14 protein-coding genes are annotated in these 14,460 nt (G+C 58.8%); 11 read left to right on the top strand and 3 right to left on the bottom strand.

What is annotated here, in order from left to right; all coding sequences use genetic code 11:
* Positions 1-94: 94 nt before the first annotated feature.
* A complete protein-coding gene (locus A3GO_RS24880; RefSeq protein WP_084610307.1) occupies positions 95-1,231 on the bottom strand; it encodes a DUF2066 domain-containing protein in 1,137 nt (378 codons plus the stop codon).
* A gap of 236 nt (positions 1,232-1,467) precedes the next feature.
* Here A3GO_RS24880 and purM point away from each other — a divergent pair, with 236 nt between their 5' ends.
* From purM to A3GO_RS0120760, 3 genes are read left to right on the top strand one after another with little or no spacing between them, the layout of a single operon-like run.
* Positions 1,468-2,520, top strand: a complete 1,053-nt coding sequence (purM, locus tag A3GO_RS0120770) for a phosphoribosylformylglycinamidine cyclo-ligase (protein ID WP_029135032.1) — start codon at positions 1,468-1,470, stop codon at positions 2,518-2,520.
* Complete coding sequence (gene purN, locus A3GO_RS0120765; protein ID WP_029135031.1) at positions 2,517-3,185, top strand: phosphoribosylglycinamide formyltransferase; 669 nt, start codon at positions 2,517-2,519, stop codon at positions 3,183-3,185. The genes purM and purN overlap by 4 nt, the downstream gene beginning before the upstream one ends.
* Complete coding sequence (locus A3GO_RS0120760) at positions 3,182-3,931, top strand: DUF3108 domain-containing protein (RefSeq protein WP_029135030.1); 750 nt, start codon at positions 3,182-3,184, stop codon at positions 3,929-3,931. Before purN ends, A3GO_RS0120760 begins: the two co-directional genes overlap by 4 nt.
* A 1-nt stretch (position 3,932) precedes the next feature.
* Here the strand turns inward: A3GO_RS0120760 and A3GO_RS24875 are convergent, their stop codons facing one another.
* On the bottom strand, positions 3,933-4,454 hold the full coding sequence (locus tag A3GO_RS24875) for a deoxycytidylate deaminase (protein WP_084610305.1): 522 nt from the start codon (positions 4,452-4,454) through the stop codon (positions 3,933-3,935).
* A gap of 89 nt (positions 4,455-4,543) precedes the next feature.
* The gene (gene apbC, locus A3GO_RS0120750; protein ID WP_029135029.1) at positions 4,544-5,635 is read right to left on the bottom strand and encodes an iron-sulfur cluster carrier protein ApbC; all 1,092 of its coding nucleotides are present in this window, start codon (positions 5,633-5,635) and stop codon (positions 4,544-4,546) included.
* A gap of 324 nt (positions 5,636-5,959) precedes the next feature.
* Here apbC and metG point away from each other — a divergent pair, with 324 nt between their 5' ends.
* From metG to A3GO_RS0120710, 8 genes are all read left to right on the top strand, one after another.
* Positions 5,960-7,996: a methionine--tRNA ligase gene (gene metG / locus A3GO_RS0120745; protein WP_029135028.1), complete on the top strand. Its 2,037-nt coding sequence runs from the start codon at positions 5,960-5,962 to the stop codon at positions 7,994-7,996.
* Positions 7,997-8,277: 281 nt separating this feature from the next.
* Positions 8,278-8,859, top strand: a complete 582-nt coding sequence (gene rsxA, locus A3GO_RS0120740) for an electron transport complex subunit RsxA (RefSeq protein ID WP_029135027.1) — start codon at positions 8,278-8,280, stop codon at positions 8,857-8,859.
* Positions 8,860-8,871: 12 nt separating this feature from the next.
* Complete coding sequence (gene rsxB, locus A3GO_RS24870) at positions 8,872-9,444, top strand: electron transport complex subunit RsxB (protein WP_037376227.1); 573 nt, start codon at positions 8,872-8,874, stop codon at positions 9,442-9,444.
* A 5-nt stretch (positions 9,445-9,449) separates the two neighbouring features.
* Complete coding sequence (gene rsxC / locus A3GO_RS24865; RefSeq protein WP_084610303.1) at positions 9,450-11,171, top strand: electron transport complex subunit RsxC; 1,722 nt, start codon at positions 9,450-9,452, stop codon at positions 11,169-11,171.
* A 3-nt stretch (positions 11,172-11,174) separates the two neighbouring features.
* Positions 11,175-12,218 (top strand): electron transport complex subunit RsxD, encoded by a 1,044-nt coding sequence (gene rsxD, locus A3GO_RS0120725; RefSeq protein WP_029135026.1) that lies wholly within the window; start codon positions 11,175-11,177, stop codon positions 12,216-12,218.
* Positions 12,211-12,846: an electron transport complex subunit RsxG gene (rsxG, locus tag A3GO_RS0120720; protein WP_029135025.1), complete on the top strand. Its 636-nt coding sequence runs from the start codon at positions 12,211-12,213 to the stop codon at positions 12,844-12,846. The genes rsxD and rsxG overlap by 8 nt, the downstream gene beginning before the upstream one ends.
* Entirely contained in the window at positions 12,839-13,537 is a 699-nt protein-coding gene (locus A3GO_RS0120715) for an electron transport complex subunit E (protein ID WP_029135024.1), read from the top strand. The genes rsxG and A3GO_RS0120715 overlap by 8 nt, the downstream gene beginning before the upstream one ends.
* Positions 13,538-13,617: 80 nt before the next feature.
* A complete protein-coding gene (locus A3GO_RS0120710) occupies positions 13,618-14,460 on the top strand; it encodes an alpha/beta fold hydrolase (RefSeq protein WP_037376225.1) in 843 nt (280 codons plus the stop codon).

The following is a 14,460-nucleotide window of genomic DNA, read 5'->3' as shown; positions in this document are numbered from 1 at the left end:
CTGTCAAGACCAAAGGACCCGGGGCTGTTAAATTTAAAAGTTACGCAAAGCGATCAGGCTTCACTTAGCGGTTGCTATCCCCGTCACTCCGAGGTTACCGCATACGATAGAAGAGATCGACTCCCTCAATAAGCGTTTGCGCGGCATCCGGCAGATCGGTGATCGGCTCGATCATGCCGCCCAGGGCGAGTCCCTGTTCCAATACCTGGATACCCCCCCGCACCTGCAGCTCATAAGTAACCGCCTCGGGCTCCACCGAGACCATATCGGCACGTTCCACCGAACTCTGGGACTGGAGAAAACGCCCCACCCCCACGTATTGCGTCAGCTCCGTCACACCGCTTACCCGCAGCCTGATCCGCGACAGGTTCGCCTCACCACCGACCGGGGCATACCGCTCCGCCAGCAGATCCGACACATGCTCCACGCCCTCGTGGGCCAATTCGATGGGGGCGCTCCCTTCATCACTCCAGCTCGAGACCCGGTCACCATGATAAAGATTCCAGGTTACCCGCCAGAGCCGGCCGGAGAGCTGGGTCATCCGGCCGGTGACAATCAGGTCGGGTGAATAGCGCTGGGATGCACGGCGGATATTCTGTTCAAAATCACCCCAGAGATCGGCGACCCGAATCCCGGACTGATCCTCAAGATCCATCAGAGGCAGTATCAGGGGGATGCCGCGCTTTTCCGCCGCCCCCGTCATGGCGCCCAACAGGGAATCATCCAGCTCGGGCCGCATCACCCGGCGCTGCCCGCGGGACTCAATGCCAAGCCAGACCAGACCCGAGGGTCGATTCTCCCCCCAGACCGGCAGGCGGCGCTCTCGCAGCAGACGCTGCACAGCCGCCCCATCAAACTGCACGGTCAGCAGGCGGGCAGCCCCCTCACTGTCGGCGGCACCCTCCGTCGCGGCTGGCGCTCGTCCGGCGTCCAGACGATAGCGAAACTGCTGCACATAACGTGGTGCCTGCTCAATATCACCCTGTAACTCGGGGCGCTGGGCAACATTCCGGTTACCCGTCACCTTGATCAGCATCTGCATGAAGGCACGTCTGATCCCATCGGTCCGCTGTTCCGCTGACTGCCCCTCCACCGGCACTTCCGCGCTGTACAAGCCGGTAACCGGACTGGCAGTGGCGGCGGCTGTGTAACCCATGAACAGCACCAACATGAGCAGCGCCTGAATTAACTTTACCGAGAGATGCGAGGGATCTGATGAACAACTGGGCATGTGATTGGAATCCGGCTGGCGTGATATTCCGGCCGATTTTAGCCTGCCACCCGCCGCAAATCCATTAACACCCCACAAGCTCTCCGGTACTGCCCCTGATCGTTAAGCGGAAAAAACACCAGCTACCCCTTCCAGTGGTATAATTCCGCTCCTTTTGCCTGATCCAGCTTTACGGATTTGGTAGAATCAATAACTGCAGCACGTTCTCTTAACGCGCACCTAGCCTGGAGTGATCAGTGGATCAGAACAAAACCGACTCCGCCTCTCTGAGTTACCGGGATGCCGGTGTCGATATCGATGCCGGAAACAGCCTGGTCGAGCGGATAAAACCCATCGTCAAAAACACTTTCAGACCCGGCGTCATGACCGGCCTGGGGGGATTCGGGGCACTCTTCGAACTGCCGCTGGACCGCTACCGGGAGCCGGTACTGGTCTCCGGCACCGATGGGGTGGGAACCAAGCTGCGGCTGGCCTTGGCCCTGCAGAAGCATGACACCATCGGTATCGACCTGGTGGCCATGTGCGTCAATGATATTATCGTCACCGGCGCTGAACCGCTGTTCTTCCTGGACTACTATGCCACCGGACACCTCGACGTGGACGTGGCCAGCAGTGTGATCGAGGGCATTGCCGAGGGCTGCCGGCAATCCGGTGCGGCCCTGACCGGCGGCGAGACCGCCGAAATGCCCGGCATCTACGAGACTGGTGACTATGATCTGGCCGGTTTCTGCGTCGGTATTGTGGAAAAGTCCCGCATTATCCAGCCGGACCGGGTACAGCCGGGCGACGTGCTGCTGGGACTCGCCTCTTCCGGCCCCCACTCCAACGGCTACTCGCTGGTTCGCAAGATTCTTGAGGTCTCGGGTGCGGATCTGCATCAGCCACTGGGCGATGTGACCCTGGGCGAAGCGCTGCTCGCCCCGACCCGCATCTACGTCAAGTCACTGCTGGCGCTGCACCAGGCGATCGACATTCACGCCATGGCCCATATCACCGGCGGCGGTCTCCCGGAAAATCTGCCCCGGGTACTACCGCAGGGCACCCGCGCCCTGATCAACAGCAACTCCTGGGAACGGCCGACGGTGTTCCAGTGGCTACAGGCAGCGGGCAATGTGATCGAATCAGAGATGCTGCGCACCTTCAACTGCGGCGTTGGCATGGTGGTCTGTGTCGCCGAGCAAGACGCCGATCAGGCCATCGCGCTACTGCAGGCCCAGGGCGAAACGGTCTGGAAACTGGGCCGCATCGAGGCCCATGACGGGGCGCCGAGCGTGGAACTGGTCGCGTGACGGAACAGCGAAAACTTCCCATTGTCGTGCTGCTATCGGGCAGCGGCAGTAATCTGCAGGCGATCATTGATGGCGCCAACGACGACCTCCCGGTGGAGATTCGCGGTGTCATCAGCAACCGGGGCGACGCCTTCGGCCTGGAAAGGGCCCGTCAGGCCTCCATCCCCACCCGGGTGCTCGACCACACCGATTACCCGGACCGGGAAACCTATGACCAGGCGCTGATGGAATTGATCGACAGTTATCAGCCGGCACTGGTGGTACTGGCCGGTTTTATGCGCATCCTGACCCCCGGCTTTGTCACCCATTACCAGGGACGCCTGCTGAACATCCACCCCTCGCTATTGCCAAAGTACCGGGGCCTGCATACCCATCAGCGTGCACTGGAGGCTGGAGACCGAGTACACGGGGCCAGTGTGCATCTGGTGACCGAGGAGCTGGATGGGGGGCCGGTGATACTGCAAGTCCGGGTACCGGTGGAGCCGGGTGACGACGAAGCCACACTGGCGGCACGGGTACTGACCCAGGAGCATCGCATCTACCCTGCGGTGATCCGCTGGTTTGCCGAGGGGCGACTGAAGGTCACTCAGGGCTTCATTGAACTGGACGGAAAAACCCTGCGAGAACCGAAGATCATGGAATTCAATCAGGTAAGCACCGAATGAACGGTCGCCCGGTGAGATCCCTGCTCACACTGCTGCTGGCCACCTGGCTGGTGCCACTACCCGGGATTGCCCAGCCGGCGGCATCCGGGCAGACGATCAAGCCTTACAGTGCCGAGTATCGCGTCAGCATGGGGAGCCTGGTGATCGGCCGGGCAAACATCACCCTGCGCTTGTCCGATGATGGCCAATACAGCTACCGGGCCTATACCGCCCCTGTTGGGCTGGCAGCGGTATTTCGCAAGGATGAGATCACCGAACAGAGCGAGGGGCGGATCGTGGATGACACTATCATTCCATCCCGCTACCTGTACACTCACAAGCGGCCCAAGCGGACCCGTCAGGTGAACCTTGATTTCAACTGGCCGGCCAGCCGGGTGGCCAACCAGACCGCCGGCTCTCTCTGGTCGATGGAGATACCAAAAGGAACCCAGGACAAATTCAGCCAGCAGCTGGCTCTTATACTGGCGCTCGGCCGTGGTGACAGGGCGGCCGAATATCAGGTGGCCGACGGCGGATTGCTGAAAAGCTATCGTTACACGGAAGTGAACCGGGAGCTGATCAGCACTGAATCAGGGGAATATCAGACCATCAAGCTGGCGCGCAACAAGGATGACCGGCCGTCACGGGCCACCCTCTGGTTCGCCCCCGAGCTGAATTATCTGCCAGTAAAAATCGCCAAGCACGAAAAGGACGGGGATTATGTGATGGAACTGATCTCCGTCACCTGGCAGGACGGGGAGAGTTGAATCAGTCCCGCCGCAACAGGCGGTTCATGACCGATTTAAAAAAGCCGCCCGGCGCGACAGTGATGTGGGCATCGTCCACATTGATCTGCTCGAGATCATAGCTGCTGTACTCGACCCCGGCCTCCTGATACATCTCCTGGGAGAGCTTCAGGTCATCGGCCCAACGCGAAAGGAAATCCTCGCTGGGTGCGATGCAGACAATCCGTCCGACCTCCTCCTGGATCAACTTCGAGGCGCAGCGGGGACAGGGAGGATGGGTGACATAGACGGTGCAGCCGGTGAGATCCCGCTTGGCGAAGATCATCGCGTTCTCTTCCGCATGAATGGTCAGATTGAGCTTGCAGTTGCGGTCCGTGAGCCGCTCCGTCCGATCCTCCACCCCGGCAGCAAAGCCGTTATAGCCGACAGAAACGATCCGGTTGCCATCCGTGATCACCGCGCCCACCTGGGACGATGGATCCTTGCTCCAGGCGGAGATATGGGCCGCCAGCCCCAGGAAACGGGTATCCCACTTGACACTCATTCGGGTGGCCTCACTAGATGATCTGTTGATGTTTAAGCGGCAAAGGGAACCGCCGGGTGATGGGAAGCCCGCCACCCGGCGTCTTACGGTCAGTTGTTCTGGATCACGATATTGGGGAACTTGGCCGCGTAACTCTTGGCCTGCAGGGCGAGTATAGCCGTGGTCCGGCGGGCAATTTCACGATAGATCTGGGAAATACGCGCATCGGGATCGGCCACCACGGTCGGCTTGCCACCATCGGTCTCTTCACGAATACGGATATCCAGCGGCAGGGCACCGAGGAAATTGACTCCGTACTGTTCCGCCATCCGCTTGCCGCCACCCTCTCCGAAAATATGCTCTTCATGGCCGCAGTTGGAGCAGATGTGGATGCTCATATTCTCGACGATACCCAGTACCGGCACCTCGACCTTCTCGAACATTTTGAAGCCCTTGCGCGCATCCAGCAGGGCGATGTCCTGGGGCGTGGTCACCACCACGGCACCCGACACCGGCACCTTCTGGGCCAGGGTCAGCTGGGTATCGCCGGTACCCGGCGGCAGATCGATAATCAGGTAATCAAGATTGGCCCAGTTGGTGTCGTTCAGCAACTGTTCCAGCGCCTGGGTGACCATGGGGCCGCGCCAGATCATTGGGGTCTCTTCATCGATCAGAAATCCGATGGACATCGCCTGGATGCCGTAATTCTGCATCGGCTCAAGGCTCTTGCCGTCTTTCGATTCCGGCTGACCGGAGACACCCAGCATGCGCGGCTGGGACGGTCCGTAGATGTCTGCATCCAGCAGGCCCACGGTGGCGCCTTCTTCCACCAGCGCCAGCGCCAGATTGACCGCCGTGGTGGATTTACCCACACCGCCCTTGCCGGAAGCCACGGCGATGATGTTCTTTACATTATCAATCGGCTTCAGTGATTTCTGCACCGAGTGGGCGGTGATCTTCCAGTTCACATCCACCGCCACGGAAGAGACACCCTCCACGGTGGTAATCTGCGCCTTCAGTGCGTCGGCCAGTTCATCCTTGAAACCCTTTGCCGGAAAACCCAGCTCGACGGCTACCTTCACCGCGCCGCCATCGATCTCTATGCTCTTGATAAACTTGGCACTGACCAGGTCCTTTTCCAAGTGGGGCTCTATGTACCCTTTGATTGCCTCTTCGATCAACTCTTTTGTTACTTCAGCCATTGCATGCTCCTACGAGATGGCCCCACCGGGAGGCCGCAAATTCGGGTAATGATGGCCGCGCATTCTACATTAAAAAATGCTTATGCCCAACCAAATCGCTAGGTCTTTCAAATATCTGTATTGACAATTATCCTTTCCGGCTCCATTAAATCCCTGTAACACTTGGCTTTTCTGAACAACCATGCGCAGAGGGCCAACGTTGATTGGTTTTCGCGATCCGGTTAATTATGTGATAATTGATCGTTTTATTGGATGGCGGGTTGTGGCGTGGACCATCAAACCTGTCGGCCGGATCTCTTTCCCCTCAAACGCAGCCATGAAATCATGAATCAGACAGCGCGAAAAATACTGGTGACCAGCGCCCTTCCCTATGCCAATGGCCCGATCCATATTGGCCACATGGTGGAATATATCCAAACCGACATCTGGGTCCGCTTTCAAAAGATGCGCGGTAATCAGTGTCTCTATGTCTGCGCCGACGACGCACACGGCACCCCCATCATGCTGCGTGCCCGCAAGGAAGGTATTGAACCCGAAGCCCTGATCACCCGGGTCGCCCAGGAGCATAAGGCCGATTTCGCCGATTTCAATGTGGCCTTTGATAATTACCACTCCACCCACTCGGAAGAGAACCGACATTACGCATCCCTGATCTATCAGCGCAACAAGGAAAAAGGGAACATTGCCAACCGCACCATTACCCAGGCGTATGACCCGATCGAGGAGATGTTCCTGCCGGACCGGTTCATCAAGGGCGAGTGCCCGAAGTGTGGCGCCCAGGACCAGTATGGCGACAACTGTGAGGTCTGTGGTGCCAGCTACTCTCCCAACGAACTGAAGAACCCGGTCTCGGCCGTCTCCGGCGCGACTCCGGTGGACCGGGAATCCGAACACTACTTTTTCAAGCTGGCCAATTTCGAGGCCATGCTGAAGGCATGGACCCGCGGCGGTCACCTGCAGGCCGAGGTGGCCAACAAGCTGGGCGAATGGTTCGAGGCCGGACTGCACGAGTGGGATATTTCCCGCGACGCCCCCTACTTCGGCTTTGAGATTCCCGACCATCCGGGCAAATACTTCTATGTCTGGCTGGATGCGCCGATCGGCTACATGGCCAGTTTCAGGAACCTGTGCGATCGCACCGATGGACTGGAGTTCGATGACTTCTGGAGCAGGGAGTCCAGCGCCGAGCTGTACCATTTTATCGGCAAGGACATTATCTATTTCCACGCCCTGTTCTGGCCCGCCATGCTGCATGGCGCCGATTTCCGCACCCCGACGGCGGTATTCTCCCACGGCTTCCTGACGGTGGATGGCCAGAAGATGTCCAAATCACGCGGTACCTTTATCAAGGCCCGCACCTACCTGGATCACCTGAATCCGGAATATCTGCGCTATTACTTTGCCGCCAAGCTCGGCTCGGGTATCGAGGATATCGATCTCAACCTGGATGATTTCCAGGCGCGGGTCAACTCCGACCTGGTCGGCAAGGTGGTGAATATCGCCAGCCGCTGCGCGGGCTTTGTGAAAAAACGATTCGACGGAAAACTGGCTGATCAACTGGCCGATCCGGCACTGTTTCAGAGCTTTGCCGAGGCCGGCGACCAGATTGCCGAGCATTATGAAAAACGCGAATTCAGCCGTGCCGTGCGTGAAATCATGGCGCTTGCTGACCGCGCAAATCAGTACATCGATGAGAAAAAGCCCTGGATCATGGCCAAGGAGGCAGGGCGTGATACCGAACTGCAGCAGGTCTGCTCCATGGGTCTCAACCTGTTCCGCCTGCTGATCGGCTACCTGCGGCCCATCCTGCCGGCAACCGCCGAGCGTTCGGAGGCTTTTTTGCGGGTCGATCCACTCAGCTGGGAATCACTCGGCAGCCCCCTGCTGAGCCATAGCATAGACGCCTTCAAGCCGCTGATGACCCGGGTCGAGCCGAGCCAGATCCAAGCGATCATTGCGGCATCGACGGAGGACCTGGAAAAGCAGGACGCCACCGCCAAAGCGAGCGGACCACTTGCTGCCGACCCGATCAGCGACACTATCGAATATGCCGACTTCGCCAAGGTCGATCTGCGGATAGTAAAGATCGTCAAGGCGGAACGGGTTGAAGGGGCGGAAAAACTGTTGCAGCTGACGCTCGATCTGGACGGAGAGACGCGCAATGTTTTTGCCGGTATCAAATCCGCCTACGATCCCGCCGAACTGGAGGGACGGCTGACCGTGATGGTGGCCAACCTGGCGCCCAGAAAGATGCGGTTCGGTCTGTCCGAGGGCATGGTGCTGGCGGCAGGACCCGGCGGGAAAGAACTTTTCATTCTTTCTCCGGATAGCGGGGCCAAGCCGGGCATGCGGGTTAAGTAAGCAGCAGGAAAGAATAACCCGCTGTTTTTAATACGATAATTACCGGAAAACGGTATACGTGATGCACCCGCGAGTAAAATCAAGAGCAGCCAGCCAATAGATGCATGAAATATTGTGCATGTATTTTCTGTTGGCTGATGATATATAATGCAATATACTTCAGGTAATCACCGCATATACCCAAAGGTTATAAGGTTATACACACATAAACTGTCGGTTGTTAGCATTAGGGTTAACCACTACTATCGGCCATCCCTCTTCATGGAGTAGGTCTGCTTTAGATGAAAGAGTACGCACTCATCCTTGTCAGTACCGTGCTGGTCAACAACTTCGTCCTGGTGAAGTTTCTCGGCCTGTGCCCCTTCATGGGCGTCTCCAAAAAACTGGAGACGGCGGTCGGCATGGGTATGGCCACCACCTTTGTGCTGACGCTCTCTTCCATTTGCAGCTATCTCGCCAACGAGTACCTGCTCGCTCCGCTGGGGCTGGAATATCTGCGCACCATCACCTTCATCCTGGTGATTGCCGTGCTGGTGCAGTTCACCGAGATGGTGATGCACAAAACCAGTCCGGTGCTGTATCAACTGCTGGGCATCTTTCTACCACTGATCACCACTAACTGCGCGGTACTGGGTGTGGCCCTGCTAAATGTTCAGGAGCAGCACGGCTTTATTGAATCAGGTCTATATGGTTTCGGCGCCGCCGCCGGTTTCTCCCTGGTGCTGGTGCTGTTCGCCGCCATGCGCGAACGGGTAACTGTCTCCGACGTCCCTGCCCCCTTCCAGGGCAGCGCCATCGCCATGATTACCGCAGGACTGATGTCTATCGCCTTCATGGGCTTTTCCGGCCTGGTGTCGAGCTGAGGTGGCATCAAGATGTTGATAGCAATAGCCGCCATTGCCCTGCTGGCACTTGCCTTTGGCCTGCTGCTCGGCTACTCCTCCATCCGCTTCCATGTGGAGGGAGACCCGATTGTAGAGAAGATCGAGGCCCTGCTGCCCCAGACCCAGTGCGGCCAGTGCAGCTTTCCGGGCTGCCGCGCCTACGCTGAAGCGCTGGCCCAGGATGAGGCCGAAATCAACGCCTGCCCGCCCGGCGGTGAAACCACCATGATCGCCCTGGCCGATCTGCTGGGTAAGGATCCGGTTCCCCTGGAAGGTGCCGCCGCCGAGGAGAAGCCCAAGGCCGTTGCCGTGATTCGGGAGGACGAGTGTATCGGTTGTACCCTCTGTATCCAGGCATGTCCGGTAGACGCCATTCTGGGTTCTGCCAAGCACATGCACACGGTCATCCGCAGCGAGTGCACCGGCTGCGGGCTGTGCCTGCCGCCCTGTCCGGTGGAATGCATTGACATGGTGCCGCTTGAAGTCAATACCAGCAACTGGAAATGGCCATTCCCGGGGGACACCCGCAACAACGGCGCCCTTGTAGCCGCCTCCGAGAACTAGACGATATGCAGCATTCCTTGCAAAAGCAGCAGAAGCATACCCTCTACCGTTTCAACGGAGGGTTGCACCTGCCGGATAACAAAAGCCAGTCGCTGACGCTCCCCCTGGAAAAGGCAGCACTGCCCAAACGACTGATCATACCGCTGCATCAGCATATCGGTCAGAGCGCGGAGCCGCTGGTCAAGGTCGGTGATCAGGTGCTCAAGGGAGACATGCTGGCAAAACCGCAGGGGTATGTGAGCGCACCGGTGCACGCCCCCTCCTCGGGCACCGTGGTGGCCATCGAAACCCTGCCCATTCCCCACCCGTCCGGACTGCCCGCTGCCTGCGTGGTTATCGAGACCGACGGCAAAGAGACCTGGGGAAATCAGCTGGAACCGATTCCCGACTATCCGCATGCCGATCCCTCGCTGCTGCGCGAGCGCATTCGCAACGCGGGTATTGTCGGCATGGGCGGAGCCGCGTTCCCGTCCAGCGTCAAGCTGACGCCGGGCCTGGAAAACCCGATCCACACCCTGATCATCAATGGCGCCGAGTGCGAGCCCTACATCACCTGCGATGATCTGCTGATGCAGACGCAGGCAGAAAAAATTCTGCACGGCGTCGGCATTATCCGCCGGCTGATCGGCGCCGAGCGCTGTCTGTTTGGCATCGAAGACAACAAACCGGAAGCGATCCGCCGGCTGCGCCAGGCCGTCACTGACGCCGGTATGGACTGGGTATCGGTCATTGCCATCCCCACGCTGTATCCCAGCGGTGGCGAAAAGCAGCTTATCAAGGTACTCACCGGCAAAGAGGTCCCTTCAGGCAGCATTCCGGCCAAAATCGGCATGATTTGTCACAATGTAACCACCGCCTTCGCCGTTGCCGAGGCAGTGATTGAGGGCAAGCCACTGATCTCCCGCTACATTACCATCACCGGCAATGGCGTTCAGCAACCGAAAAACCTGGAAGTGTTGATCGGCACTCCGGCATCGGAACTGATCAAACAGGCCGGAGGCTATACCGACCAGGTATCCAAACTGATCGTGGGCGGGCCAATGATGGGCATTACCCTGGCCAGCGACGAAGTACCTATCACCAAGGCGACTAACTGCCTGCTGGCCGCCGACAGCAGTGAAGCCCCTGATCCAGGGGTGGCATCAGCCTGTATTCGCTGCGGTCGCTGTGCCATTGCCTGCCCCGCCAATCTGCTGCCGCAGCAGATGTACTGGTATGCCCGGGCCAAGGATCTGGAGAAGGTGCAGGAGTACAACCTGTTCGATTGTATCGAGTGCGGCTGCTGCTCCCATGTCTGCCCCTCCCATATTCCCCTGGTGCAGTATTTCCGCTTTGCCAAAACCGAGAGCTGGGCGCAGGAGAAGGAGCAGCGGGCGGCGGAACGCGCGCGCCAGCGTCACGAGGCGCAGGTTGCCCGGAAAGAACGCCTGGAAGCCGAACGCCAGGCCAAGTTGCGGCAAAAGAAAGAGGCATTGAATAAACCTGCAGCAAAAAAACCCAAGTCGGACAAGCCGGAGGCCGGCGCTGAAGAGGATCCCAAAAAGGCCGCAATCGCCGCAGCCCTGAAACGCGCCGCTGAGAAAAAAGCCAAGCTCGCCGAACAAGGCATTGAGCCGAAAAACCAGTCGGACCTGAGCGAGGCCCAGAAACAGGCCATTGAGCAGGCGGATCAGCGCAGGGCGGAAAGTAGTACCGACGCCGTTACCTCTGAAAAGCAGGATGGATAACCGATGCGCTTTACCACAATAACATCACCTCATAGCGACCGGCCCAACAGTGTCAGTAAAACCATGCTGCTGGTTATCCTGGCATTGATCCCGGGCGCCATTGCCATGATCTGGTATTTCGGCTGGGGCATACTGATCAATATGATTCTCGCCAGCATCACTGCCATTGTTTGCGAGGCCCTCGCCGTGCGCCTGAGAAACCGCCCGGTGCTGCCGGCGATCGGAGACTTCAGTGCCGTACTGACCGCCCTGTTGTTTGCCGTTGCCGTGCCGCCGCTCCTGCCCTGGTGGCTGACGGTAATCGGCGTGGCCTTCGCCATCCTGATGGTCAAACAGATCTATGGCGGCCTGGGTTACAACCCATTCAATCCGGCGATGGCCGCCTACGTGCTGTTGCTGGTCTCCTATCCGGTGCAGATGACCTCCTGGCTGCCACCGGAAATGCTCAACGAAAACCCGCTGACTTTTATTCAGAGCGCCAGCGTGATATTCACCGGGACGCTACCGGCCGGACTCTCCTGGGACGCCCTCACCATGGCCACGCCGCTGGACGCCATGTTCACCCAACTCGACCAGAGCAAGATGCTGAGTGAGATCCTCATCCAGCCACTATGGGGAGACTTTGGTGGTCGCGGCTGGGAGTGGGCAGGCAACTGGTTTCTGCTGGGCGGGTTGTTTCTGCTCTTCACGCGGGTTATCAGCTGGCATATCCCGGTCTCCATGCTGGGTAGCCTGCTGGTCATCGCCATGCTGTTTCACTTCCTCGACCAGGAAGCCTATCCGTTCGGCATGTTCCACATCTTTACCGGCGGTACCCTGCTCGGCGCCTTCTTTATCGCGACCGATCCTGTTTCCGCCTGTACTACCAAGAAAGGACAACTGGTGTATGGCGCCAGCATCGGTCTGCTGGTATTTATCATACGCACCTGGGGCGGATACCCCGATGCGGTGGCCTTCGCCGTGCTGTTGATGAACATGGCGGCACCCACTATCGACTACTACACGCAACCAAGGGCCTTTGGCCATCAGGGGGCGAGGCGTGATTAAGCACCCGGTTTCAGTGGCAGGTATACTGCTGGCCCTGTTTGCAACTGCGGGTACCGCGCTCGTGGCGGTCACCAATGACCTCACGGCCGAGAAGATCGCCGCCAATGAGCGGGAGGCGCTGCTGCAGAGCCTGACCGCCCTGGTGCCAGCCGATACGATCGACAATGACATCGTCACCGATACCCGCGTGGTGTCGCAGAAAGATCTACTGGGCGGTGACCAGACGCTGGTCTACCTGGGGCGCAAGCAGGGCAAACCGGTAGCGGCGGTTTTCTCCTCCATGGTCCCCAACGGCTATAGCGGCCCGATAAAGATGCTGGTTGCGGTCAAGGTTGACGGGACGCTGGGTGGTGTCCGGGTGGTATCACACAAGGAGACTCCCGGACTGGGGGACAAAGTGGAAGAAAACCGATCCGACTGGATATTCTCCTTTGCCGGCAAATCGTTATCCAATCCGTCCATGACAGGCTGGAAAGTCAAGAAAGACGGCGGTCAATTTGACCAGTTCACCGGCGCGACCATTACCCCACGCGCCGTGGTCGGTGGCGTCAAGAACACCCTGGTTTATTTTAAAGAACACGGCAAATCACTGTTTCTGAAACCCGAGAAGGCAGCCAAAGATGAGTGACACAAGCTATGGCCGACTGATCCGCGAAGGACTCTGGAGTAATAACCAGGCCTTGGTGGCACTGCTGGGTCTGTGCCCGTTACTGGCAGTCACCAGCACGGCGATCAATGGACTCGGCCTCGGCATTGCCACCACCTTCGTGCTGGTCATGTCCAATGCCACCGTATCCCTGATCCGAAACCTGGTGCGTCCGGAAGTGCGTCTGCCGGTATTCGTTATTGTTATCGCCTCCTTTGTCACCGCGGTGGAGCTGAGCATGAACGCCTGGTTCCATGATCTCTACAAGGTGCTGGGCATCTTTATTCCATTGATTGTCACCAACTGCGCGATCATCGGCCGCGCCGAGGCTTTCGCCTCAAAAAGTCATCTGCTGCCGGCGATTGTGGATGGTCTGGCGATGGGACTGGGATTCACCTGCGCACTGGTGACGCTGGGCGCAATGCGCGAACTGCTTGGCATGGGTACGCTGTTTTCCCAGGCTGACCTGATGTTCGGTGATATCGCTACCAATTGGACCATGAGCCTGGGTACCGACTTCAAGGGTATGCTGTTGGCAATCCTGCCCCCCGGCGCCTTTCTGGGCATGGGGCTGATGATTGCCCTGAAGAACATCATTGACAACCGGCTCTCCAGGACCAAACCCGCAACCGTGCAAGCGGCGGAAGCCGACATGGAGCCAGGCACCGCCTAAGCATTCAAGGGTTACTCCATCGTCAAATCGACAACCCGCCGCTCGGCCAGGATACTCATGTCGCGCCGCGAGGGAGCAATATGCCACAAGAGCTGACCCTGAACACCCGCTGGATCAACCTGGCGGCAAAGCACTTTCATGAAGACGGTGGACAACCGGTCATAGCACTGCACGGCTGGCTGGACAATGCCGCCAGCTTTGCACCGCTGGCGGCCCTGCTGCCAAACCTGGATATCCTGGCACTGGATCTGCCTGGGCATGGCCTGTCGGACCATCGACCAGCGGGACAGCACTACCATTTTGTCGATTTTGTGGCGGATGTAATTGCGGCCGCCAATGCCGCCGGCCGGGAGCGGTTTTCACTCATTGGACACTCCATGGGGGCCGGTATCGCCTCATTGATCGCGGCCAGCTTTCCCGAGCGGATTGAACGGCTGGTGCTGATCGAGGGTTTGGGCCCCTGGGGGGATGATCCAAAGGATTGCGCGAGCCATTTGGCCGAGGCCACGCGGCAGATACTGGCAGAACCCGAAACAAGGAAGCGGCGTTATTCCTCGCTGGAACCGATCATTCGTGCCCGCATGCAGGCCGGGGATCTGGGTGAAGCGACCGCTCGCCTGCTGGTGGAGAGAAATACCGCCAGTGATCCCGGAGGGGTGTACTGGCGCACCGATCCCCGACTGCGCTACCGCTCACCCATCTATATCACCGAGGAACAGGTGCAAGCGTTTCTACCCCGCATCAAGGCCCCTACCCTGTTTATCCGGGATGCTGAACGGATTGTGCCGGCGCAATACAACTGGAATCAGCGTGAAACTCTGATTGCCGACCTGCAAGTGGTGAAACTGACGGGCGGACACCATCTGCACATGGAGAATCCCGCACCGGTAGCGCAGGCGATCCGGACTTTTTTCGCCGGATGA

This window comes from Sedimenticola selenatireducens DSM 17993, from assembly GCF_000428045.1.
Taxonomy (GTDB): Bacteria; Pseudomonadota; Gammaproteobacteria; order Chromatiales; family Chromatiaceae; genus Sedimenticola; species Sedimenticola selenatireducens.
This window is presented reverse-complemented; position numbering and strand designations above follow the sequence as displayed.